This is a genomic window from Embleya sp. NPDC059213 (assembly GCF_042754445.1).
In the GTDB taxonomy this organism is placed as follows: domain Bacteria; phylum Actinomycetota; class Actinomycetes; order Streptomycetales; family Streptomycetaceae; genus Embleya.
In genome coordinates this window covers 13,569-37,306 of the sequence record NZ_JBHZAV010000057.1, presented here as the reverse complement: position 1 = coordinate 37,306, position 23,738 = coordinate 13,569, and the positions used below count along the sequence as shown (strand labels likewise).

The 23,738-nt window shown below is 69.5% G+C and carries 20 protein-coding genes and 2 pseudogenes; 8 read left to right on the top strand and 14 right to left on the bottom strand.

What is annotated here, in order from left to right:
- Window positions 1–97: 97 nt before the first annotated feature.
- The 7 genes from ACFXMF_RS21960 to ACFXMF_RS21930 form a co-directional block, all read right to left on the bottom strand.
- Complete coding sequence (locus tag ACFXMF_RS21960; protein WP_379988820.1) at window positions 98–1,873, bottom strand: FAD-dependent monooxygenase; 1,776 nt, start codon at window positions 1,871–1,873, stop codon at window positions 98–100.
- 303 nt (window positions 1,874–2,176) lie between these two features.
- On the bottom strand, window positions 2,177–2,527 hold the full coding sequence (locus ACFXMF_RS21955) for a tyrosine-type recombinase/integrase (protein WP_379988821.1): 351 nt from the start codon (window positions 2,525–2,527) through the stop codon (window positions 2,177–2,179).
- A 498-nt stretch (window positions 2,528–3,025) separates the two neighbouring features.
- Window positions 3,026–4,792, bottom strand: a complete 1,767-nt coding sequence (locus ACFXMF_RS21950; protein WP_379988822.1) for an alpha-L-fucosidase — start codon at window positions 4,790–4,792, stop codon at window positions 3,026–3,028.
- Window positions 4,793–5,089: 297 nt separating this feature from the next.
- Window positions 5,090–6,196, bottom strand: a complete 1,107-nt coding sequence (locus ACFXMF_RS21945; RefSeq protein ID WP_360322021.1) for an acyl-CoA dehydrogenase — start codon at window positions 6,194–6,196, stop codon at window positions 5,090–5,092.
- 1,025 nt (window positions 6,197–7,221) lie between these two features.
- Window positions 7,222–8,142, bottom strand: coding sequence for a serine/threonine-protein kinase (locus ACFXMF_RS21940; protein WP_379988823.1), 921 nt, complete (start codon window positions 8,140–8,142; stop codon window positions 7,222–7,224).
- Between the two features lie 261 nt (window positions 8,143–8,403).
- Window positions 8,404–8,967: a hypothetical protein gene (locus ACFXMF_RS21935; RefSeq protein WP_379988824.1), complete on the bottom strand. Its 564-nt coding sequence runs from the start codon at window positions 8,965–8,967 to the stop codon at window positions 8,404–8,406.
- A complete protein-coding gene (locus ACFXMF_RS21930; protein ID WP_379988825.1) occupies window positions 8,931–9,434 on the bottom strand; it encodes a hypothetical protein in 504 nt (167 codons plus the stop codon). Before ACFXMF_RS21930 ends, ACFXMF_RS21935 begins: the two co-directional genes overlap by 37 nt.
- 368 nt (window positions 9,435–9,802) lie before the next feature.
- Between ACFXMF_RS21930 and ACFXMF_RS21925 the strand changes: the two genes are divergently transcribed.
- Window positions 9,803–10,795 (top strand): phosphotransferase, encoded by a 993-nt coding sequence (locus ACFXMF_RS21925; protein WP_379988827.1) that lies wholly within the window; start codon window positions 9,803–9,805, stop codon window positions 10,793–10,795.
- 313 nt (window positions 10,796–11,108) lie between these two features.
- Window positions 11,109–11,678 (top strand): hypothetical protein, encoded by a 570-nt coding sequence (locus tag ACFXMF_RS21920; RefSeq protein WP_379988840.1) that lies wholly within the window; start codon window positions 11,109–11,111, stop codon window positions 11,676–11,678.
- A gap of 294 nt (window positions 11,679–11,972) precedes the next feature.
- On the opposite strand, the pseudogene ACFXMF_RS21915 reads toward ACFXMF_RS21920, so the two are convergent.
- Window positions 11,973–12,218 (bottom strand): annotated as a pseudogene (locus ACFXMF_RS21915) (DNA cytosine methyltransferase); the annotation flags it as partial.
- A 616-nt stretch (window positions 12,219–12,834) separates the two neighbouring features.
- On the opposite strand from ACFXMF_RS21915, the gene ACFXMF_RS21910 reads away from it, so the two are divergent.
- Entirely contained in the window at window positions 12,835–14,007 is a 1,173-nt protein-coding gene (locus tag ACFXMF_RS21910) for an MFS transporter (RefSeq protein WP_379988838.1), read from the top strand.
- On the opposite strand, the gene ACFXMF_RS21905 is transcribed toward ACFXMF_RS21910, so the two are convergent.
- A complete protein-coding gene (locus ACFXMF_RS21905) occupies window positions 13,990–14,688 on the bottom strand; it encodes a tyrosine-type recombinase/integrase (protein WP_379988828.1) in 699 nt (232 codons plus the stop codon). The genes ACFXMF_RS21910 and ACFXMF_RS21905 overlap by 18 nt on opposite strands.
- 915 nt (window positions 14,689–15,603) lie before the next feature.
- On the opposite strand from ACFXMF_RS21905, the gene ACFXMF_RS21900 reads away from it, so the two are divergent.
- Complete coding sequence (locus tag ACFXMF_RS21900; RefSeq protein ID WP_360314099.1) at window positions 15,604–15,900, top strand: hypothetical protein; 297 nt, start codon at window positions 15,604–15,606, stop codon at window positions 15,898–15,900.
- A gap of 8 nt (window positions 15,901–15,908) precedes the next feature.
- Window positions 15,909–16,061 (top strand): hypothetical protein, encoded by a 153-nt coding sequence (locus ACFXMF_RS21895; protein ID WP_360314301.1) that lies wholly within the window; start codon window positions 15,909–15,911, stop codon window positions 16,059–16,061.
- Between the two features lie 470 nt (window positions 16,062–16,531).
- On the opposite strand, the gene ACFXMF_RS21890 is transcribed toward ACFXMF_RS21895, so the two are convergent.
- The 3 genes from ACFXMF_RS21890 to ACFXMF_RS21880 form a co-directional block, all read right to left on the bottom strand.
- The gene (locus tag ACFXMF_RS21890; protein ID WP_379988829.1) at window positions 16,532–16,960 is read right to left on the bottom strand and encodes a nitroreductase family deazaflavin-dependent oxidoreductase; all 429 of its coding nucleotides are present in this window, start codon (window positions 16,958–16,960) and stop codon (window positions 16,532–16,534) included.
- A 150-nt stretch (window positions 16,961–17,110) separates the two neighbouring features.
- Window positions 17,111–18,946 carry a glycoside hydrolase family 15 protein gene (locus tag ACFXMF_RS21885; RefSeq protein WP_360314103.1) on the bottom strand — a complete coding sequence of 612 codons (1,836 nt, stop codon included), beginning with the start codon at window positions 18,944–18,946 and terminating at the stop codon, window positions 17,111–17,113.
- A 568-nt stretch (window positions 18,947–19,514) separates the two neighbouring features.
- Complete coding sequence (locus ACFXMF_RS21880; RefSeq protein WP_379988839.1) at window positions 19,515–19,886, bottom strand: MerR family transcriptional regulator; 372 nt, start codon at window positions 19,884–19,886, stop codon at window positions 19,515–19,517.
- Window positions 19,887–20,050: 164 nt separating this feature from the next.
- On the opposite strand from ACFXMF_RS21880, the gene ACFXMF_RS21875 reads away from it, so the two are divergent.
- Window positions 20,051–20,998: a chlorophyllase gene (locus tag ACFXMF_RS21875; protein ID WP_360314289.1), complete on the top strand. Its 948-nt coding sequence runs from the start codon at window positions 20,051–20,053 to the stop codon at window positions 20,996–20,998.
- Between the two features lie 550 nt (window positions 20,999–21,548).
- Here the strand turns inward: ACFXMF_RS21875 and ACFXMF_RS21870 are convergent.
- Complete coding sequence (locus ACFXMF_RS21870; RefSeq protein ID WP_379988830.1) at window positions 21,549–22,250, bottom strand: SDR family NAD(P)-dependent oxidoreductase; 702 nt, start codon at window positions 22,248–22,250, stop codon at window positions 21,549–21,551.
- A 133-nt stretch (window positions 22,251–22,383) separates the two neighbouring features.
- Between ACFXMF_RS21870 and ACFXMF_RS21865 the strand changes: the two genes are divergently transcribed.
- Window positions 22,384–22,740, top strand: a complete 357-nt coding sequence (locus tag ACFXMF_RS21865; protein WP_379988831.1) for a helix-turn-helix domain-containing protein — start codon at window positions 22,384–22,386, stop codon at window positions 22,738–22,740.
- 2 nt (window positions 22,741–22,742) lie between these two features.
- Window positions 22,743–23,239, top strand: a pseudogene (locus tag ACFXMF_RS21860) (hypothetical protein).
- 211 nt (window positions 23,240–23,450) lie between these two features.
- On the opposite strand, the gene ACFXMF_RS21855 reads toward ACFXMF_RS21860, so the two are convergent.
- Window positions 23,451–23,627 carry a hypothetical protein gene (locus ACFXMF_RS21855; RefSeq protein WP_379988832.1) on the bottom strand — a complete coding sequence of 59 codons (177 nt, stop codon included), beginning with the start codon at window positions 23,625–23,627 and terminating at the stop codon, window positions 23,451–23,453.
- Between the last annotated feature and the right edge of the window lie 111 nt (window positions 23,628–23,738).

The following is a 23,738-nucleotide window of genomic DNA, read 5'->3' as shown; positions in this document are numbered from 1 at the left end:
CGAACTCCCTGCTGTGCGAATGAAGAACGGACGAAAACGAACGAAAAGCTGGGCGGACCCGCCGTATTCGCGGCGGGGTCCAACGGCCGGCGGAGCTTCACCCCCGGCTCGGCCGGGGGCTCTTCGCGAGTACTCGGGAGAGCACCGAGACGAGGTCGGCCCGCGTCCCGGGGTCGGCGTGCGCGCTCCGGAAGGCCACGTGGCCGTCGGGGCGCACCAGGACGCAGCCGGTGGGGCCGACCCCGTACAACTCCTGCCAACCACCGCCCTCGTCCTCCAGTTCGGCGCCGGGGCCCACCCGGTAGGCGGCGATCTCCACGCCCAGGCACGACTCCGCCTGCCGGGCGGCGGCCAACCAGTCCTGCCCCAACGGGCCCGCCAGCAACAGGAATCCGCCCCGCACCAGGTCGACCGAGGCCAACCGCGTGCCGTCGGGGGTGCGGAACCACGTGTGCGGCGCGAGCGCGCCGGGGCGGGCGTTCGCGACGTAGTCGGTGATCGTGGAGCGCCGCGCGAGCGTGCCGTCGGCGACCACGCCCGCCGACGAGTAGGTGTAGCCGAACACCTGCCCGCGGAAGAAGAAGTGCTCCCGTTGCGCGGGGATCCCGGCGGCCAGCCGGGCCCGCAACGCGTCGCCGTCCGGCTGCCCTTCGGGCTCCTCGATGGCGGACAGCGCCGCCGCGTCGGTGAACATCGCGCCGGTGGCCGCCATCCGCTCGGCGTTGCGCATGCTCTGCGCGGCATTGAACTCGGCGACCTCCATCCGCTCCGCCTCGTAGGTGTCCAACAGGCCGTCGCCGGCGTGTCCGCGCAGCACCGCGGCGAGTTTCCAGGCGAGGTTGTGCGCGTCCTGTACACCGGTGTTCATCCCGAAGCCGCCGGTGGGCGGGAACCGGTGCGCCGCGTCGCCCGCGAGGAACACCCGCCCCGCGCGGAACCGTTCGGCGATCGCGATCTCCAGCGTCCACGGCAGCGTGCTGCGCACGTCGACCTTCAGGTCGGGCACGCCGACCGCGCGACGCACGATCTCCGCGCAGCGCTCGGGGGTGTACGTGTCGCGGTGTTCCCGCTCGGGGTCGAAGGCGAAGTTGTAGGTCCAGCGGCCGATGCCGTCCAGGGTGATGAAGGCGCCCTGGGTGTCTCCGTTGAGGATCCACCAGACCAGGTAAGGCCGTTCGCGGGCGAACTCGGTCAGGTCGGCATGGAAGTAGACGTTGATCAGGTGGCCGGCCGGCGCGAGCGCGGCGGCGCGGATGCCCAGATGCTCGCGGACGGGGCTGCGGGCGCCGTCGGCGGCGACCACGTAGCGGGCCCGGAGCGTTTCCACCGACTCGCGGGCGGCTTCCCCGCGGGCCTGCCGGAGTGTGGGCTCGGGCGCCGGCTCGGCGGTGCCCGGTCGACGGCGCACCGTCACGTCCACGCCGGTCTCGTCCTGTTCGACGCCGATCGCCTCGACGCCGAAGTCCACCCGGATCCCCAGTTCGCGCACGGCGGCGAGCAGGATCGGTTCGAGGTCGTCCTGCGGACACGAGAGCGCCGGCTCGCTGGAGTCGGCGGAGCCCCCCGCGGGTTCGCCGGGCTGCTCGTCCGCCATGATCCGGCCCAGTTCGAGGCCGGCCATCCGCGTCATCCAGCCGATGCCCACGGCCCGCTCCACCGGCAGCGCGGCGGCGCGCACACGCTCCGATACGCCCCAGTCGCGAAAGAGCTCCATCGTCCGCGCGTTGACCACGTGTGCCTTCGGGTGCGTCGAGGTCGACCCGCGGCGCTCGACGACCCGGGTCGTGACCCCGAGCCGCCCCAGTTGCAGGGCGGTGGCGAGACCGACCGGTCCGGCACCGATCACGAGTACTTCCACCTCTGGACTGTCCATCGTTGCGCTCCCCGGAGTTCGCCGTGTGAGGACTTCACGGTCACATGACTTTGACTTCGAGTCAATGATTCTTTGACTTGGAATCAAAGTCGCGGAAACATACCTCGGGTAGTGCTGCGGCGGACCCGCCCCGGAGCGGGCACAGGCCGCTCACCTGCGACGGAGCAGGTGGGCCCGGTCGCGATGGGGCATGCCTTGACTTGGAGCCGAGGGGGCGCAGATTCGAATCCTGACCCCGACAGTGCTCAAGAGGCGCCGACAAGAGCAAAAGCCCAGGTCAGCGCCTCTTGTAGGTTTGAACACTTACCGGTTGGACGCATCACCCGAGACCTCTTGGGGACCATGTGGGGACCAGCCCGGGTCCGGATGCACCTGAAGCGCCTCCGAAGCGTCGGCAACCTGCCGGAGTTCGGGGTGCCGATACCGCTGCGTCGTCGACAACGATCCATGCCCGGCGATCTTTTGCAGCACGTGCACGGGGACGCCCGCGTCGGCCATCCAGGTCAGCCCGGTGTGCCACAATCCGTGCCGTACCAGGAACTCGCAGCCCCGGGCGGCGACAACCTCGTCCCAGTGCGTGGCGTCCCGCAGGATTGCCGTGGTGATCCGCCCTCCCCTCGGCCCGGTGAACAACCGCATCATCGGGTCGGGCATCCACGAACACCCCGGCGGGCGGGGGCCGCTGGGGGAGATCACCGCGGACGACCACCGAGGCGACGACCGGGTCCAGACCTTCGAGGACACCACTCCGGTCGAGTTGGTCCACGCGTTCGTAGCCGCCCGTGCGGGAACCCCGGCTGCGCGGGCAGGACTCGAGCCGTACACGCGAACAGCGTGTGCGGCTCTCGCCGTTCCGGTCAACGCTACGACGAGAAGGGCCCGCCTCCCGACGCCCTACCAACGAACCATCGCGAGAAGTCCTCGAAGCGCTCGCATCCCGCGAACGAACGCGGTCTGCAATACGCTCCGCCGTTCGCCTCACGTCGCCCCGGTCCGGGGCCGCCGACGCCGGCCCCGACTGTTCGGGGTGGGCAGGGAGCAGTCGGCGGGGTCGGGTGTGTCCGGGGTCGAGCGGGCGAACCGGAAGGTATTCGTGGGCCCGGATCGCCGAATCGACCCGTTGCCGGGCCGGTTGGGCGCCGTTCGCCCGGTTCAGTCGATGACGTGGCCGAGGGGGCCCTCCAGAACGTAGCGACTCGGATCCTCGCAGCCTGGATCGGTGGTGACCAGGTGTTGGCGGGTGCCGGGGCTGAAGCACCGGTAGAGGGGAACCATGCCCGTGACCCGGTCGCGGTAGACGTGGCCGAGGAGGCCCTCGAAGGAGTAGTGGCTGGGGTCCTCGCAACCGGATTCGGTGGTCACCAGGTGATCGTTGGTGCCGGGGCTGAAGCAGCGGTAGAGGGGAACCGTGCCTGCGGCCTGGTTGCGGTGGACGTAGCCGAGGGGGCCTTCCAGGGAGTAGCGGCTGGGGTCCTCGCAGCCGGATTCGGTGGTCACCAGGTGGTCTTGGGTGGCGGGGTTGAAGCAGCGATAGAGGGCGACGGGTCCGGAGCGGTCGGCGACGGTGAGTTCGATCGCGGTGTCGTTGGCGTCCCAGGTTCCCGGGATCGTCAGGGTCACCCGGTTGATGTCCCGGTCGAGCGTCACCGGTGTGCCGTCCTTGACGAGGGAGGCCGCGGAAAAGACCTTGCCGTCGCGGGGCAGCGGGAGGACGAGGGTGCGTCCGGCGGGCGGGTTGAGGACGTGGAGGTATTCGGTGCGGTCGTCGGGTGATCTGGTGGCCACACCCCAGGGCAGGTCGGTGATGCGGGTTCCGGGTTTGGTGGGGTAGGAGGTGCTGGGTCGGGTGCCGAGGACGGACTTCTTGATCGGGTCGATCCAGGCACCGACTTGCCGGAGTGCGGGCATGACGCCGGGTTCCCAGCCGCCGCCGGCGTAGGGGCCGGCCGCCCAGGCCGTGCCGCCGCCGTCGGTGTTGGTGGCGGCCTCCAGGACGGTGTAGCGGAACAGGCTCCGCGGCCCGTACTTCACGGAGCCGCCGGTCTCCGACGCCCACCACGAGGTCCCGGTTCCACGCAAGGTCGCCGCCACCGGCTCGGCGCGGCCGGGCCACAGGTCACCGTCGGACTGCGCGAACTCGTCCTGGCCGAAGTACTCCTTCATGCCCTTGTCCAGGCCGTACAGGTTGCCGTAGTCATTCTGGATGAGGACGGCGCGCGGATTGACCGCCTTGATCGTGGCGCGCAGTCGGGGGTAGTCGATGACGGTCTGGCTGTCGCCCTGGGGGCTTCCCTCGTCCATGTACAGGCCGTCGATGCGCGCGCCGTAGCGTTGCATCAGCTCCTGGTAGACGTCGTTGACGAACGCGTTCCAGGTGGGGCGGTCGAAGTCCGCTCCCGGGTTCCAGGGCTGGTCGGGCGGGTGGGGTTGGGTGCCCCAGCCGGTCCTCTGCCTGTCCGCGGCGGTGAACTCCATGCCGTCGCGCGGATGGGTGTAGAGGTAGACGTGGATGCCCTTGGCCTTGACCGCGGTGATCATGTCCGCGATGAGGTCGCGGTCGACGCGGTGGTCGGGCAGGCCCCAGTCCAGCATCTTCCGGCTCGGATACAGGGCGACCATTCGGGAGTGCCAGGCGGTGAAGACGATGTACTGCACCTTCGCGGCGGCCAGATCGTCGGCGAACCCGGTCGCGTCGAAGCCGTTCGCCAGGGCGTCGGGGTCGGCGACGACCGCGCCGCCGGGATTCACCGTGAGGCCGGGCACGTAGTGAACGAAGAGACCGTACTTGTGATCGAGAATGTTGGTCGTTCCGTCGTCCGCATAAGCCCGTTGCGTCGGGAAGGGCCCCACGAGGAGGGCCGTCAGCAGGGCCAGGGCGATGAACAGGCCCGTCGTCCTCCGCCTGCCGGATAAGTACACGAGCAAATCCCTTCGTGTGGTTGCAGGGCTTGCGGGAGCAGCAGGAGGCGGTTACCCACGCGACGGCAAACGGTGCACGGCGAGGGTGACATGGATCCGCCGGCGTCCCGCCCCGGTCGCCGATCCGTGGGCGCCACGGGTCCGCGTCCGTGCGGTACGCAACGCCGGGAATCGACGGCCGGCCGGGGACGCACGCAACGACTCGGAGCGTGGCGACGGACTCGGGCAGCGTTCACGGTCCGTCGTCGGGTGCGGTGCGCGACGGCCGGTCGGGGCCCGCGCCGGGGCTGCTCGCGATCAGGTGAGGGTCAGGGGCGCGTCGAGCAGGTACGCCGCCAACGGGCCGGTCATCCGGGATCGGGTCGGCGCGCACAGGGCGAGCGCGTCGGCGACACCGGCGAGGTGGGCGACCTCGTCGGCGTCGGCGGTGTCGAGGCGGCCGAGAAGTTCGACCGCGCGCGGGACGATCCGGGCCAGGGCGTCCTGGACGCCGTAGCGCACGTACAGCGCGTGGGCGAGTGTCGCGTCGTCCGGGTCGCCGCCGTCGATCCGCAGGGCGACACCCTCCACCGCGGACATCGCGCCTTCCGTTTCCACCAGCAGGGCGATGCGTTCGGACTCGGGCACCCCGCCGTCGCGCAGCACCCGTTCGACCAGCGCGTCGACGGCCCCGACGTGGGCGACCGTGGCCAGCAGCTGGTACAGGGCGAAGCCGGCCGTCAACACGGAGTCCAGGGGTTTGTCCAGGGCCGAGGCCCGCACCAGGAACTCCGGGGCCACCACGACGTCGTCGAGGGTGACCCGCTCCCCGTCCGTCCCGTCGACGTTCACGCCCTCGCTCTCCGCGGGCACCAGCACCACCGCCGACTCCCGGCCCCCACCGTCGGTGCGCTCGATCGTGACACCGGCAACGAGCATGTCCATCGACCGGGCCAGGGCGCCCACGCACGTGGCACCGGTCACTCGTACCCCGTCCGGTGTCACCTCGGCGGTCATCGACGGCGCCAGGACTGCGCCGTCGGGACCCTCGTAGGGGAAGTCGCACGCCACGAGGCTGTTGCCACCGGCCAGACCCTGGACGAGATACGACTCCACGCCCCCGTCGTCGACGGCGGCCAGGCCGAGCAGGACCGCCACCGAGAAGTGATGCACGGCGCAGGTCGCCGCCAGCGACGGCGACCTGCCGGCCAGCGCGCGCTGCACCCGCACCGCCTCCACCGCGCTCGCCCCGCGCCCCCCGTAGGAGGCCGGAACCACCAGCCCGGGGCCACCGCCGTCGCGAAAGAGTCCGATACCCGGTCCCGCCGGATCCTCCAACTCCCCCGCCGGCACCGCCTGCAGACTCTCGTCCAGCCCCGGCAACAACTTCGCCGCGGCGGCCCGCTCCCGCTCCAGAAAACGCATGTCCCCCACTCTCCCCCGCGGCGGCCGGTCGGCCGGCGGCTCGAACCGTCCACGACGCCCGTGCGGCGCGCGGCAGTTGCCACACCTACCGGGGCCGCACCGACCCCCGGAGGGCAATGTACCCAGGCGGCGTCCACGGACACCGCCCGTTCCGAGCCGGCCACCCCGGAAGCCGTGGTCCACGCCCCTGCCGCCTGGCACGGATGCGATCGGGTGGCACTCGACGGCCTGGCTCGCGGAGCCGGGGCGGCGGCGCCCACCCCGCCGGTCCCGCAAGCGCGGTCGCGGTCGCGGTCGCCGAAGTCGTCCGCCGCGGCGCGGTGTACGCGACGGTGTGACCGGGGTCGATGCCGAAGCGGTCACGTCTACCGCGACCGGGTCACGGGCACCGATCCCCGTTGCCTCGGCCCCGGCACCCGCCAACACCTGGCGACCACCGATCCCGGCTGAAAGACCCCGGCCGCTACACCCTCGAGGGCCCCTCGGCACGTCATCGACTGAACCGGGTCTTTGACCTCCGACGCGTCGCACGACGCCTTCGGCCCCTGGCCCGTCGTCCACGCCCGCGCGTGCAGCCGCGCCGTCGATTCGTCGGCGACCGCCCCGAAGTCCCGCCGTTCGTCGTTCCGCCGGCTCTCCCCGGTGTGGGTGCGTGTCGTTGCGTCCCGCCCGCCGTACCCGGCGATGCGGACAGGACCGCGGTGCCCGACTCCGCCCTGCGGTCCATCGTGGGCCGGGTTCGTTCACGGGGCCGCGCGGCGTCGCATGGCCTGGATGTCCGACCTTGTGTCAGCCAACCTTTTGGCGCGGCTGTGGCGTCGAAAACGCCTTCCGATACTGGCACTTGGCCACCGCGAAGCACTCACCGATCGCATGTCCGTGACGCTCCCGGAGGAGACGCCATGCCGCTTCCCGATCAAGAAGGGCCATGGCCCGTTGTTCGAGTTGTCATGTGCGGCCAGGGCGATCGGTCGCGCGGTGCCTTCGCCGTACGACCGTTCCGCGTCTCGTTGCCCTTGCAGCGATCAGGATGCGACTGTCAGGGCAGCTTCCACATTCGGTTCACGAGGGGGTTGACGGCGCGTGCGCGTGGCGGTGGCGTCGAGTCCTTGGGTGCCGGTGTCGTGTAGGGCGAGCGTCGCGCGCAGGAGCCGGGCTGCGGTCGCCGCGTCCGGGCGTGCGGAAGGAAGCTTGGCCAACAGGGCGGCCAGGAGTTCGCCCAACGGTCCCGCGTGCGGTGCCGACGGCGGCGGACTCGTACGGAGGGCCTCGTTGATCTCGATCCATGTCCGGCCGGGGTAGGGCGGATGTCCCTCCACGGCGGCGTACAGCGTCGCACCGAGGGCCCACAGGTCGGCCGGCGCCTCCACCGGGTCGCCGGCCAATTGTTCCGGGGCCATGTACTGCAGGGTTCCCATGATGACGCCGACACTGGTCAACGGACCCGAGGCATCGAGGATCCGGGCTATGCCGAAGTCCGTGATGACGGCGCGGTCCCCGTCCATCAGGACGTTGTCGGGCTTGAGATCTCGGTGGACGATCCCGGCGGCGTGCGCGTGCGCAAGCGCGTCTGCGACATCCGCGCCGAACGCGGCGACCCGCCCCCGATCGAGCCGGCCCTCGTGGGCGATGAGTGCGGCGAGGGATGGCCCGGGCAGTAACTCCATGACGATCCACGGCACCCCCTCGTGCAGCGTCACGTCGTGGACGGTGACGATGCCGGGGTGACGCAGTCGGGCCGCAGCCCGTGCCTCGCGCATGGTCCGGGCGATCTGCCGCTCGCGCGCCGTGCTCGGCAGGTCGTCCGACAACAGGACTTCCTTTACCGCGACTTCGCGGTCGAGGCGCTCGTCGCGACCGCGCCAGACCCGGCCCATCGCGCCCGCTCCGACTGCTTCGAGCAGTCGGTAGCGTCCATCCACCAGCAACCCCGTGACTCCCGTCATGGCGATCACCGTACGACAACGCACCCCAACCGACGGTCGACAATGACCTGCAGCCTGGGGCCGGCCGTCTGTCGACTGGCACGTGCCCAGAGGTCCAAGTCGGCCCACCACTCTGGCAGGGAGTCGGTCCGTGACGGGACCGACTCCCGTGGCCGGTCGTTATACCGGTGGAGATCACGTATTGCTCGGTGTCGTATTCCTGGGCGCGACCGGCCCTGAAATCGCTGTCATTCCCCGCTGAGACAAAGGAATATCGCGCAGTCACCTCGGAGGAGTGGGGCGGGGGTCTCGGACCGTCGGGTGCGACCCGAATCCTTGGCGTTTGCCGCTGAGATCGACGGTGAGGTCGAGGCGTTCGCAGGGTTGGCCCCGGTCGGGCTCGCAGTCGTCGGGGCAGAGGTAGAGGCCCGGTTCTCCCGAAGCTACGGCGAAGTGACAAGTAGCAGGCGGGGTCGGGGACTTCGCCGGCTTGGAGGGCGGCGAAGTCGGCGGGGCCTTCTCGGCAGCTTCGGGGGACGCCTCGCGTTTGGCGTACTCGGCCAGTGCCCGGTGGATGCCGGCCACCGAGGGGTTGTGCCCCTTGCGCTTGCCGGTGGGGATGATCAGGTCGGGCCGGATCTGCTCGGCGGACTCGCCGTTCGCGCGGCGCCGCAGCACGGTGTGCGGCATGTCGTCGGTGACGACCGGCGGTCGGCCGCCGTGCCCGCCCTTGCGAGAGGCGGTGTCGAGCCCTTCCGGTGTGGACTCGCGGATGTTCTCCCGCTCGGCACCCCGTGGGACCTGGCAGCTCAGCCGGCGCGCGCGGTCCACCGCGGCGGCGTCCACAACCGGGCACCGGCGCCGCCGACCTGGATCAGCGTTCCGGTATGTCGATCCTGACGCGCCGGGCGGAACCCGTCGATCGCGAACACCCGCTGTCCGCCGGTGATGTCGACGCCCTGCAGACCGGCCTCGTCGGCGATCAGCAGATGCTCTCCGTCGGTGAAAAAGCCGAAATCGCCGACCGACCAGGGGAACGTCGCGACCGCCTTGATCCACCGGACGCCCGCCGAGCGCAGTTCGATCGAGGTGGGGTCGAGGACGTGGACGGTACCGCTGCCGGCATCGCCCCGGTCGTACACCGCGATCCGCCCGTCGTCGATCCACACCACCGGCCGGTTCCACTCCGAGACCTCGGGATACACCGCACGACTGGGCCCGTCCTCGGACTCGTACGGGTTCTCGCGCAGCCAGGCGGTCAGGCTCCACACCGCCGGCATCCCCCACGGCTGCCACAGCGGTGAGGTCGGCACGGATCCGGTCCATGTCGGGCTCATTCTCGCGCAGGTCCGCCTCGGTATCGTCCAGCGAGAAGCCCCCTCCGGTCGTCGGCACCGGACCAACCTCACCGAGCACGCCCCCGACAGACCCAGAAGATCCAAACCGCTGACCCGCTGAGCCGGCAGGCTGTTGACCTGTGCGTTTGTGTTGCGGTCGTTGTCCGTGACGTAGCTGGTGAGGGCATTGGGGGCCTTTCGGCACAGGCCGATCGTTACCGACCCGGGATTGCTCGTCGACGGTCTCTCGGAGGGTCTCCCGGGCGTCGGCCACGTCGGCAGTCGGAGGCTGCGGAAGAGGTATCCAGTGGCACGCGCGGCGGCCTCTTCAGTAGGTTCTGCGGATGCGGCATTTCGCGGACATCGAAGACCTGTCGAGGCTCGTGCGTGACGCACTGGGAGCGGGACGCCACGTTGTCGCGGTGGACCGGTTGCGCGGGGGAAGCAAGAAAGGGGTGTACCGGGTCCGCCTGGATGGAAGCCACCCGGCGAGTGTGATCATCTACAGCTGGGCCGAAGCTGAGAACTTCTGGCCAGGCGCGCACGAAGCCGACCCGGCCGACCCGTTCGCGCCCGCCTCCGGGCTGGTACCGTTCCTGACCGCGCAGCGGAGCTTGAACAGCCTCGGGGTGCGGGTTCCGCAGGTGCTTCTGGCGGATGACAGCCGTCGCCGGTATCCGGCGGACGTCGCCGTGGTCGAGGATGGCTCCGGTGGCACGCTCGAAGCACTCTTCAAAACCGATCCCACGCGCGCCGCGGGAGCCCTGGGCGACCTCGCTGAGATGCTTGAGGTGATGCACCGGCACCAGGCCCAGCACTACGGCAGGGTGGACCTGTTGGAGCGGGACGGCTCCGCATCCGAGATCTCGTGCGAGCGAAGGGTCCTCGACCGCGCCATGCGGGACCTTGAGGAGGCGGCGAGGCGTGACGGCAGGATCGCGGCAGCCGGCACGGCATTGTGCGACCGCCTGCAGGAACTGGCTGATCGGGTGAGCCCTCGCGCGCAATACGGACTGATCCACGGTGAACTCGGACCCGACCACGTCCTGGTCGACGCCGAAGGTCACCCTGTCCTGATCGACATCGAGGGCCTGATGTACTTCGACGTCGAGTGGGAGCACGTCTTCCTCCAGCTCCGCTTCGGCGAGTGGTACCCCGCACTGGCCCGGCCCGGCCTCGATCCGCAGCGCCTCGACCTCTATATGCTCGCGATGCGTCTGTCGCTGGTGGCCGGTCCATTGCGTCTCCTCGACGGCGACTTCCCCGACCGGGCGTTCATGCAGGGGATCGCTGAGCACAACCTGAAAAAGGCGCTGGCGCTCCTGCCGTTGACGTAACCGGATACACAGGGCCGCGCCGAGCACCCGCCTACTCGACACGATCAGCTCGAACGGGTGGGCGGGGAAGCTGACGCCGGCGGTGGGGCACCGGGTGACCGTCGACAGGGTTGCTTGCGCCTGCCCGTGGTGAGTTGGTACGGGTCGTCGCGGCGCGTTGTTCGCCGAGGGGCACGGGCGAGTTGCTCGCGGAGTTGTTGGTTCTCTTCGGTGAGCCGCCGGATGCGCGCGTAGGCGGCTTCGAGCCGTCGCAGCAGCGAAGCATCCGAAGTGCGCTGACGTGCGGGAACCGGCGATATGGGTTCCCGACGGTGTGCTGCCCGTAGTCGCTCGATCTCTGCTCGCAGACCCGGCTGGGCATGGACCGGGACCGGGATACTCCGGCCTGCTTCGCGACGGTCTCGAATGTGACCGGGCGACGCCGCTCAATGCGGCACTGGGCGAGGAAGGCGGCACCCGCTCCTGGGACGACGCCCGCACGTTCGGGTTCGTCTCCGCCGGCGGCGGCAAGTGGTTCTCCCAGGGCCTGCGTCGACCGCAACCGGGTCATCGGATCAACGTCTACATCCCCAAGGTCGGGTACGTCGGGATCGGCGAAGTGTGCGGAGAACGAGCACCCTTCGCGGACGCGATGGTGGGCGACGGCCCGGTCCGCCTGGCCGAACAGCAGCTCGTCGGAAGCTACCGCCACCAGGGAGACGAGAACGATCCCGACGTGGCCGAGTACGTACTCCCCGTCCGCCGGCTCAAGACGGTCGACCGAGCCGACGCCGTGACGGCCAAGGGCATATTCGCCCTCCAACTCCCGATCTGCCGCCTCACCAACGCCGCCACACTCGCGGTCCTCAACACCGAGTTCTTCCCGGAGCAGGCCGGCCGCTGATCGCGGCCAAGTGACGTTGGCACCGACCCCGATGACACTGTCCCGAAGTCGCGGCTGTCCTCGATCCGTTCGATCGTGGCGGTTACCGCCGGCACGGACGCGCTCGAGAAGGATGACGCCGGATACATCCTCTCCTTCATGTTCGCCGCCCTCGCCGTCTGGTTGGCCGGCACGCGGGAAAACGGCTGGGCACCGAAGGAGCACGGGCCGCCCTCGAGTGGGTCCGCACCGAACTGGGCCCGGACACGGCCGAGTCCGCGATGGTGGTGGCCGGCATGATCGGCCATCCCGACGCACCCGACCCAACCGTTTGCCTGCGGTGCTCCATGCCTGGCACGGAGGGCCGGCGATCAGCCCGCTCACAGCGGTCACGAAGGGGCGGACCGGGTGGACGGCGATGTCCGTGCGCAACGTCGCGTGTCCGGCGACGAGTCGTGTCGCGCAGGCCGACTCGTCCCATTCGAGCCCGAGATCGATCGCTCCGAGTTCGCGCAGTCCCTGGCTCCAGCCACCCGGTCCGGCGAACAGGTCCAGGATCATGCGGCCTTCCCGTAGTCGGCCTGAACGGGGGTGCCGGATCGGCAGGCCCAGGGTGAGCAGCCGTCCGGGTCACCGGACTCGAGTTCCGCGTCGGCAACAGCGCCGAACACGTCGCCCTGCCGAGAGCGCCACTCGTGTCCGGTGACCCGGTCGATCGGTGCGATCGACAGCGGTGGCAGGGACCGGTGCAGATACGCCTGCCCGAGGAGCGGACTGCCCTCGGCGGTGGGGCGCGCGTTGCCCGAGCGTATGGCGGCGTCGAATGCAACGACGTCGTCCCACTCCTGTCGGGGATTCGTCGCGCAACGCTCGCCATTGCTGGTTTCCGTGGAACGGGCATGTTATTGAGACGGTCAGCTGCCTGAGGCCGTTGGGGCCAGACGACCTTTGATCGAGCCAACTGCCGCCACGGGCCACGACCCCGAAGGCCACGCTTGATGCTTTGAGCCCACGCACACACGTCGGATGAATTCGGTTGCGGTGGTGCCGGTGGGCCCGATGAGGTAACTCCATGGGAGATACCACGGAGCAGGAGCAGCGGGCGAGGGCAGAAGAAGAGCGTGTGGTCGCGGGGCAACCGGCTCCATGGCGGGGGCCGGCTGTGCTCGTGGCCCTGATGCTGGCCGCCTTCACCTTCAACACTGCGGAGAATCTGCCGGTCGGCCTCCTGGAACTCATCTCCGAAAGCCTGTCGGTATCGGTGTCGGCAGTCGGTCTGTTGGTGACCGGATACGGTGTGACGGTGGCCGTGGCGTCCGTGCCACTCGCCCACCTCGTGCGGGCCGTGCCTCGACGTCATGTGCTCACGGGAGTGCTTGCCGCGCTCGTTGTGTCCAGCCTCATTGCGGCCCTGGCGACCTCCTATTGGCTGCTCCTTGTGGCGCGACTGCTGACCGCGCTCGGCCAGGCGTTGTTCTGGGCCGTGATGGGGCCGGTCGCGGTGGGCCTGTTCGCGCCCGAGGTCCGTGGACGTGTGGTCGGGGCGCTGTCCGTCGCCGGTTCGCTCGCCCTCGTGCTCGGTGTTCCCGCCGGGACCTGGCTGGGCCGGCAGGGCGGCTGGGAGGTACCCGTCGCCGTGTTGGCGGCTCTGGGGCTCGTTTCTTTGGTGACGATCGCCGTTCTGCTGCCGACCTCGCGTCCGGAGGAAGGGCGCGCCGCCTACGGAACCAGTCCCGACGCCCGCCGGTTCAAGACCGTGTTGGTGGCCGGGGCCCTGTCCGCCACGGGGGCGTTCGCGGGATTCACCTACATCGGGAAGTTCCTGGGCGACGTGAGCGGGTTCTCCCCAGGGACGGTTGGCATCCTGTTCGTGGTCTTCGGTGTTGCGTGTCTGACCGGGGTGGGCATCACTGGGGCACTGCTGGACCGCTTTCCGCGGTCTGCGTTGGCCACAGCCGTGGCCACGCAGGCGGTGGGCATGCTCGGCCTGTACGCGGCCGGCACCGATCCGGTGGCCGCGGTGGTCTTCTTGGCGCTGATGGGCGGTGCGCTCGGGCCGGTGTTCATGACGACCCAGAACGAGATGTTGCATTGCGCGCCGGGTCGCACGGATATCGCACTCGCGGCGAACTCCGGTGCCTACAACGCCGGCATCGCGGCGGGCGCCGCGCTCGGGGCACTGATCCTGCCGCTCGCCGACGTGCGGGGCGCCTTCCTCGCCGGCGGGCTGCTGACCGTCGGGGCCTGCGCAGTGCTACTCGGGGGCGGGCTTCCGCCCGGCCGTGACGACGGACGGAACAACGGGGACGGCGACCCGACGTCTCCTGGCGGACTACGAATGGTTGCCTGATTGATGCCCGCGTGGCGTGATCGTCTCCACGAGTTGCGTCAGTGGGATGAAGCTGCCGACGGTGCCGAGTTCTTGCGGTGTCGGGCCGGCCGGTGTGGGAACGTCGGCAAGGCGCCCGGCAAGTGCGACGACTGCTTCACAGTCGCCTTCCAGCGCTTCTCGCTCGTCCTCGGTGAGGGTGAGTTGTTCGAGCATCTGGTCGATTCCGTCTTTGAGGGCCCTGGGTCGGCCCTTGCTCGATTCCTTGGGAACGTAGAACGGGCAGCGTGCGCAGGCGAGTCGATGTGGGCATTGGGCGAAGAATTCATGGCTGCAGTATCCGTCGCCGAGGTCGTAGTACTTCCATGGCCGTTCACCTCCCGCCGCAGCTCCGGTGAGGATGCTTTCGCGGTCGACCAGGACCTGGATCGTGTGCAGGTTGCGGGTGAAGCAGTCAGCCTTCCGGTAAGCGGCCGTCAAGGTCCGTTGGAGAATTTCCGCGTAGTGCCGGGTGCCGGCCGGATGCTTGTGACCGAGCCATTGTTGAAGGTCAGCCAACGTCAACGGCTCGCCGGCGTTGAGGAGTTGGGTCGCGATGGTTGTGCGTGCGCGGTGGCTGGTCAGGGCGCCGCGCGAGTCGGTCTGCGGTACTCCGGCCTTCGCACAGAGGGCGGGATGCTCGGCGCCGGCGCCGTCCAACACCGTCTACGCCTCGAGGGAGGTCTCCGGTGACGACGAGGTCGTCGTGGGCCAGGCCCCCGACGGCGAGCCTTTCCCGGCCGGGGTGGGGTGGCCAGGGGGCGGATCAGGGCAAGGTGGGTGACCGCTTGGCGGCGGGCGTCCGGTCGGCGCCTCGGCGAGTATCGTCTCCAACTCCTTGTGGCGCGTGGAGAGTTCCTCGGGCTCGTGTTCAGCCTCACGCACGGTTCCCGTACCGACGACGCCATCCGGCGGCTGCCTCGCTCACCCTCGCCGCAGGCGCGGCGATCCGCGCCCGGGATGCGCAATGATGACCCGCCCGGACAACCCGTACGCGCGAAACGCCCGCCTTCGGGACGATCCCTGTCCGAACCCGGCCGAGCGGACTGCCCCAGGCGGGTCGAGAGGGTGGTGGCGACGGTGCTCGGCCCGGGTGGGGGCGCAGGGCGCGGCCGGTGCCCGAGGGGCGGGGCGGCCGGCCGCGACGTGTCGACGGGGACGTTCGGGCCCACACGCGAACACTCCGCGACCCGGCCCACGATCCCGCCCGCCCGACCACCCGGCCGGGGTGCCGCGCCGGACCGGGGTCGTGTGTTCACCCGATCCGCCGTGCCAACCGCTCTTGGCGGCGGTGTCCGACGGCCTGCCGGGCCTGCTTGAGGACGCCGCCACGTGTCCGGTCGAGGTCGGGCCAACGCTCGGTTCCGGGGGATCTTCAAGACCGTCCAACATCGGTCGATGTTCGCCCAGTTGCCAGCCGACCGCCGGCGCCACCCGGCTGCCCGCGGCCATCCGGGATGATTTGTTCGAGTTCGCCGACACTCGCGGCTTAACGACTGGAACTTCCGGCCGCGTGTACTAGGATCCGCCGCTAGCATCACTCGATCGACCGTTTCACCCAATCGATGAGGAGGCCCGATGATCGGCGTGCTCGTGACTTTCACACAGACCGACAAGTTCGATCGTTCAACCCTCGCAAGGATTGCCGACGAACTCCGAGGGCCGTTCGAAGGCATGGCCGGCCTTCGCTTCAAGAGCTTCACGCTCGACGAAGACGGCGTTCAGGCAAGGAACTTCTACGTGTGGGATGACGAGGAGAAAGCCCGGGCCTTCTTTACGGAGGAGATCGTCGAAAAGGTGACGGAAATCTACGGCGTCCCGCCTAAAATCGAATACCTCGATATCCTGGGGTTCGTCGACAACTCCGGCACCTGATTCTCAAGGTGGAGAAGCGCCACCCGGAGATCCGCATCGTGTGGTCGGACGCGGCGAACATGACGCTCAACGTGCAGGACGATGCGTGTGGTCACGACGCCTCCTTCTTGCGCCGGCGCTCGGCAGCGCTGGTCAGGAGCCTGGTGTGCATCGCGCAGTGAACGTCACGGCGCCCAACAGCAGGACATGGCCTTCGCGTTGGGCCCGCAGGTGCACAATCGCGGTCCGGCCGCGGCCGGTGGCGAGCGGTCGGCGTGACGTTGACCCTGCCGGCGGAGTCTGTCGGCGACGCCGGATGCATCGAGCAGACCTGCCACCGCAAGTTCCCCGGCACCCAGTCGGCGCCGGCCGCGGAGCCGAGCATGATCTCGGGTATGAATCGCTTGCCGTAATCATGACGCAGCCGCGGTCCGGGACACGCCGAAACATGCCAGGTCGCCCCCGTGCGGATGACCGCCTCACCGGGGTTGATGCCGGCCGCTTTCACCCAAACGAGGACCTGCCCGTCCCCGGGAACCGGGCGTTCCACCTTGTCGACCCGCAACACGTCAATGCCGCCGAACTCGTCGTACCTGACCGCCATGGGCACGATCTCTCTCAGCCGACTCGCTGAAGCTGACAGGGGTGTGGGCTACGCCCGCCGGAGTTCGAGCACGGGAATGATGCGGATTCCGGCAGTCTGACGTGCGTACTCGGCAAAGCCGGGGTAACGCCGCGCCTGCTCGGCGTAGATGCGGTCGCGTTCGGCGCCGCTCAGGTCGCGGACGGTCACCTGGTAGGTCGCACTGCCGCGTTCGATGGTGCCCTCACCGGCGGCGGTCAGGTTGCGGTACCAATCCGGGTTGGTGGGTGCTCCGCCCTTGGTTGCGAAGACGTAGACGATGTCCGGCGCGGTGTCGTGCGGCAGGTACATCGTCGGGCTGACGTGCTCCTGCCCGCTCTTGCGGCCGCGGTGATGGACAAGGACCAGCGGAGCGCCCTCGAAGACCCCGCCGACCCTGCCCTTGTTCGCTCGGAACTCTGCGATGATCCTCGCGTTCCGGTCGAGTGCTTCACTCATGTCGAACTCCTGTCGTTCACGATCCGGATGGAGGACATGGACTTGTCCACTGCCCCCTGCGACGTCACCCCCGCCCCGTGCGACATCGCCGACCCGGTCCTCTCCTGCCTGACAAACTCCGGGCACCGCCGTCCCGGCGGTGATACCGCGTCAGCCCAGCGCGCGGTCGAGGTTGAAGGCGGCGCTGATCAGCGAGAGGTGGGTGAAGGCCTGGGGGAAGTTGCCCAGCTGTTCTCCGGTCGGGCCGATCTCCTCTGCGAACAGACCGAGGTGGTTGGCGTAGGTGAGCATCTTCTCGAAGGCGAGCCGAGCCTCCTCCAGCCGGCCTGCGCGGGCCAGCGCCTCCACGTACCAGAAGGAGCAGATCGAGAAGGTGCCCTCGGGGCCGTGCAGGCCGTCCGGGCTGGCGGCGGGGTCGTAGCGGTATACCAGCGAGTCGGAGACCAGGTCCGTGGTGAGCGCGTCCAGGGTGGAGAGCCACTTGGGGTCGGTGGGCGAGACGAACTTGGCCATCGGCATCATCAGCAGCGAGGCGTCCAGCACGTGGTCGTCCAGCCCCTGGACGAACGCCCCTCGCTCGGCCGACCAGCCGCGCCGCATGATTTGCCGGTAGATCGCGTCCCGGGACTCCCGCCAACGGGGCAGGTCCGCCGGCAGACCGCGGCGGTTCGCCATGCGCATCGCGCGCTCAAGCGCCACCCAGCACATCAGCCGCGAGTACACGAAGTTCCGCCGGCCCGCCCTGGTCTCCCACACCCCTTCGTCGGGCTGGTCCCAGTGCTCGCACAGCCAGTCCACCACGGCACCGACCTCGTCCCAGCGGTCACTGCTGATCGGCTGCCCCCACTTGTCGTAGAGGTAGATCGAGTCGATCAGCGCCCCGTAGATGTCCAACTGGAGCTGGCCGGTGGCGGCGTTGCCCACCCGGACCGGTGCGGAGCCGAGGTATCCCTCCAGGTGCGGGAGCTCGTATTCGGGCAACTCGACGCGGCCGTCGATGCCGTACATGATCTGCAATGGACCGCTCTCCCCCGTGCCCCGCAGGATGCCCCGCTCGGAGATGAACCCCATGAACGCCTCGGCCTCCGAGGTGAACCCCAGGCGCAGCATCGCGTAGACGCAGAAGGCGGCGTCACGGACCCAGACGTACCGGTAGTCCCAGTTGCGCTCGCCGCCGATCTGCTCGGGCAGGCTCGTGGTCGGTGCGGCGACGATCGCACCGGTCGGCGCGTAGGTGAGCAGCTTCAGCACCAGTGCGGAGCGGTTCACCATCTCCCGCCACCGCCCGTGGTAGCGCGAACCGGCGAGCCAGTGGCGCCAGAACCGGACGGTGGCCTCGGCCTGCTCCTGCGCCTCGGCGCGTGGGCACGACCGGGCCGGGACGCCGTCGCCGATCTGGTCGAGGGCGAACACGTTGGACTCGCCCTCAAGGAGCTTGAAGTGCGACCACACGTCCAGGCCGTCGCTCTCCAGGGGTGCGGTGGCGGTCAGCGCGAGCGTCAGTGACGGGGAGCGGAACACCGCCGTGTGGCCTTCGAGGTGCGTGGTATGCGCTTCGGCGCCGTAGCCGAAACGAGGGGCGATCCGCGCCCTGAACGGGAGGGTTCCGCGGACGCAGATCACCCGCCGGATCAGCCGGTGCCGGGCCGCCTCGCGCGACTCGTCGACCACGGGCATGAAGTCCTGGATCTCCGCCACCCCGTCCGTGGCGAAGAACCGCGTGATCAGCACGTTCGTGTCGGGGAAGTAGAACTGCCTGGTGCGGGTCGGGACCTCGGCGGCCAACTCGAACGACCCGCCCCGGTCGGCGTCGAGGATGGACCCGAAGACGCTGGGCGCATCGAAGCGCGGGCAGCAGTACCAGTCGATGGTGCCGTTCGTACCGACCAGGGCGGTCGTACGAAGATCACCGATCAGGCCGTGCTCGGAAATCGGGAGGTAACGGGAGCCGTCCGCCTGCTCGAAACCAGTCGTGTCGAACGCCATACCGGCCTCCCTGCCACTGTGGCCTGGGCCTGGGCCTGGAGATGAATCCTTGCTTTTCATGCTAGCCCGCCACGTGAGGCGGGGGCCTGACGGAGCCCGTGCCGCAGGACTCGGCAGCCGCCTCGCTCACCGCATTCGTGAGCAGAGATGATCGGTAGCAGGGTCGCAGTGGCCGGGACGCCGATCTCACGGGGTATGGCGCCGGCCGGGGTGGGAACGTCGACGAGCCGTTCCGGCAGTTGGTCGAGCGCGGCTCGGCCGTCGTCGACTGCGGCCTGCTCGTCGTCGCCGAGGGCCCCGGCAACGACGGGTGCGGGCATTTCCAGTACGTGTTGTCGGATCGCGGCTGTGCGGCCGGCGGTGGTGGGAACGCCAATGTCGTTGATGAGTCCCGCAAGGACGTCGGGGTGCATCGGCTGTCCGGCTCGGCGACCGGGGAACTTTCTGACACCGTTTTATGGGCATGGTCCGGCGCAGATCCGGCCGCGAAGCTCCGCCAAGCGATCTTGCTTATTAATCGGTCGGTTGCTGGGCATCTCCGTCCCAGTCGCGGAGCCCGGCATGCTGATTACCGGGGTCGGCAGTGTTCGCCTGTTCGCCAGTTCGCGGTGGCGGCGGCCATGACGGTGCTGAGCCTGTCCCGGGCGCTCACCAGATCGCCGATCCGGCTGTCGATGCGATCCCGTTCCGCCGAAAGCCGGTCGAGCAGCTCCGGCGTGGCCTCGCCGTTCACGACACACGGCAGCAGGTCCGCGATCGACTTGCTCGGCAACCCGGCGGCGTACAACTGCTGGATCAGCCGGACACGGTCGACCGCGCTGTCCGGGTACTGCCGCTGACCGCCGGGGCTGCGTTCCGAGGCGAGCAGGTTCCGTTCCTCGTAGTAGCGCAGCGCCCGAACGCTGACTCCTGCCCTGGTGGCGAGGTCACCGATACGCATCATGTCTCTCCGATGTGAGCCGGACCACACTTCTTGCCTCTGACGTCAGCGTCAGGTCTTAGCGTATCCCGCGACGGCTCGCCCCCTCCGCCCAGACGGAGGACGAGACCGTGACCAGCCTGTTCGACAGCTTCCCCATCGGAAATGCGAAGGAAGATCCGCCCATGACCGCATCACACGCGCCGGCCACCGACGTGGCCGTCACCGCCCCCGCCCCCATCGTCTCGGTGAAGCCGGTGGTACTGGAAGCTCCGGGCCGTGGCGAGGGCCTGCAGGTGAGAATCTCCGCGCCGACAACGGGGAGCGAACTGCCGATCATCGTCTTCTCGCACGGCTTCGGGTCGTCCTTGAACGGCTACGGTCCCCTGGTCGACTTCTGGGCCGCTCACGGTTTCGTGGTGATTCAGCCCACCCATCTCGACTCCAGGACCGTGGGTCTTCCCCAGGACGATCCCCGCACACCGCGACTCTGGCGCTTCCGCGTCCAGGACATGAAGCGCATCCTCGACCGGCTCGACCTGCTGGAGGCCGCCGTTCCCGGTCTCGGCGGGCGCCTGGATCGAAGCCGCATCGCCGCGGCCGGACACTCCTTCGGTGGCCAGACGGCGGGCAATCTGCTGGGCCTGCGCGTCCTCGATCCGGTGAGCCAAAAGGCGGAAGACCTGTCCGACCCGCGGATCAAGGCGGGCGTGTTGCTTGCCACGGCCGGCAGGGGCGGAGCCGACCTGACCCCCTTCGCGGCCGAGAACCTCCCGTGGTTGAAGCGACCGGACTTCGCACACATGACCACGCCGACCCTCGTGGTCGCGGGAGACAAGGACGAGTCACCGCTGTCCGTCAGAGGGCCGGAGTGGCTCGCCGACCCCTACCACCTGAGCCCGGGGCGCAAGAGCCTGCTCACCCTGTTCGGGGCAGAACACTCCCTCGGCGGAATCGCCGGCTACGAAGTCCGGGAGACAACGGACGAGAACCCCGCGCGCGTGTCCCTGATCCAACGGGTCACCCGGGCCTACCTTCGCCACGCGCTGGGCATCGAGGACGCCGGCTGGACGACGGCGCAGAACGCTTTGTCGCAGAGCGTCGCCCCCATGGGGCGGATCGAATCCAAGTGAAACTCCGCAAAACGAACCACCTCCGGGGCGCCGCGGGCGGCGAAGGTGGCGTTCGCGATGTTCACGGCGATGGCGCGGGCCGCCTCCGCCGACGGGTACCGCCGCCGTACGTGGCGCAGTCTCGCCTGACCCGGGCTTTCGCCGAGCGGATCACATCCTCCACCATGGCCGCACTGCGAGATCGAGGCGCGCGGCATGTTCAGGTCGACCTCGCCGTATGGGCGCATGCCACGGCGGACATTCCGCCGGCAGATCCCGCCAGACCAGGTTGTTGCGTTACCGGCCATCGGTCGGCCCCCACGAACATCCACATCACATCGAACGACCATCCCATCCTTCGGACACGGCCTGGCTCGCCTCGCGTACCCCACTCGCGATGTATGGGACGCGCGTTGGTGGCGACGCGAACCGCCGGCGAGCGACGTCCCCGTGGCGCGTCGAAGACCGGGACAAGGGCCGCTACTTCCGCGCCTCACCGTTTGAAATCGTCCGGCTTGTCGGCGTCGGGGGCCTGAGTGCTCCGAGATGGGCCGGATCGGCGGTCGCAGCGCTACCAGACGACCGGGCCGTTCGTGTCGAAGAAGCCGCCGGTGGGGCCGTCGGCGCCGATCATGGCCATGCGGACGACGATCTCCGCTCCTTCCTCGACGCTTTGGGTGCCTCGGTGGCCGTTGAGGTCGGTGGCGGTGTAGCCGGGGTCGACGGCGTTGAACCGGATGGCGGGGAGAGCCTTGGCGTACTGCGCGGTGACCATGACCAGCGCGGTCTTGGAGGAGTTGTAGTCCAGGACCGTCACCTGGGACTCCACCCGGTCGGGGTCGGCGCAGGCCGCCAGGGAGCCCAGGCCGCTGCTGACGTTGACCACGACTGGGGCGTCGCTCGCTTCCAGCAGCGGCAGGAAGGCGTGCGTGACGCGCACGACGCCGAAGACGTTCGTGTCGTACGTGGTCATCATGTCGGCCCCAGTGACCTCGCCGACCCGGCCCAGCTTGCCCGCGCCGACGATCCCGGCGTTGTTGACCAGGACGTCGAGGCCATCGGCATCGGCCCGGACGAACGCGGCGGCAGCCTTGACGGAGTCCTCGTCGGTGACGTCGAGTCGGACGAAGCGGGCACCGAGCGTCGCGGCCGCGGTGCGACCCCGGTGGGCGTCGCGGCACCCGACGTAGATGGTGTGCCCGGCCTCGACCAGACGGCGTGCGGTCTCGAAACCGAGGCCCTTGTTCGCTCCGGTGATCAGTGTGGTGGTCATGTGCTCACTCCTTGCTCGGCGGCGTGGGTACGCCTCCACCTTCGGCGCATCGCAGAGCGACAGGCAGTGCCCGCTTCAGCCGGTGGACTGGCAGTACCAGGCCGGCCGGCCACGGCGTCGCGATACTGGGACGATGAGCGAATCCAGAGAGCTGGGCAGAGCCTTGCACGGTTGGCGGGACCGGATCACCCCCGCGACGGTCGGCCTTCCCGCCGGCGGGGTACGTCGGGCCGCCGGACTGCGCAGGGAGGAACTGGCCCAACTCGCCGGCCTGTCGGTGGACTACATCACCCGCCTGGAACAGAGCCGGGCCACCTCCCCGTCGGTCCAGGTGCTGAGCGCGCCGGCCCGCGCCCTGCGGCTGTCGGCAGCCGAGCGTGAATACCTGTTTCTCCTGGCCGGCCAGCCGGTGGCGGGCCCCGGACAGGTGTCGGCGCACACCCACCCGGGGTCCGCAGGTTGCTCGACCAACTGGAGGGCTCACCGCTGAGCGTGTATGACGTCGCCTGGAATCTGATCCTGTGGAACCCGCTGTGTGCCGCCCTGTTCGGGGACGGATCAGCGCTTCGCGGACGCGAACGCAACATCGTCTGGCGGCACTTCGCCGGTCTGTCGAGCCGGGTGAGCCACACCCCCGAGCAGGAAGCGCGCTTCGAGGCAGCCGTGGTCGCCGACCTCAGGGCAGCGACCGCCCGCTACTCCGCGGATTCGGGACTGCGCTCCCTGATCAAGGACTTGCGAGATGTCAGCACCGAGTTCGCGCGCCTATGGGACACGGCATCGTGGGCGTCCACGAGTCGGACACCAAGACCGTGCATCACCCCGATGTCGGCACATTCACCTTCGACTGCGACGTACTGAACGCTCCCGGGAGCGATCTGCGCATCGTCGTCTACACCGCCGCTCCCGGCAGCGACACCGCCGACCGGCTCAGGCTCCTCAACGTCATCGGTACCCAGGTCATGACCGAAGACAGCATCACCGGATGACAGTCGGCGAGCGCACGCCGTCCCGTCGGCCGCCAACGCGCCGGCGCCACGCCCGCGAACGATGCGTCACAAAGGACGCCGACGCGAAAGGCGACCGGAAGTTCGCCGGTCTTGAACCGTGCCGCCGTACCCCTCACGCCGCGCCCCTGCCGCTCCGGAATTCGCGACTTCGGAGAGTGACAGCGGTCGGGCGCAGCAAGCCCTCCTGGTATCAGGTGGCCACCGCGTCGACGCGTTCATCGCCCACGTCAACACCACCGCCCACCACACCGGCCTCGAACCCATCCCGGTGTCCCCGGTGAGGCCGCACATGTTCCGCCGCACCATGAGCATGCTCGCCGCGCGCGAACCCGACGCCGAAATCGCCCTGGGCCTGCAACTCGAACACGCCGCCCACCGCGCCCTGGCCAACCGCCTCCACGGCTACGCCCAGGCGGATCCGGCGTGGGCCCGCGAGTTCGACAACGACCTCACCGACGCCGCAGCCGGCCGCCTGAGC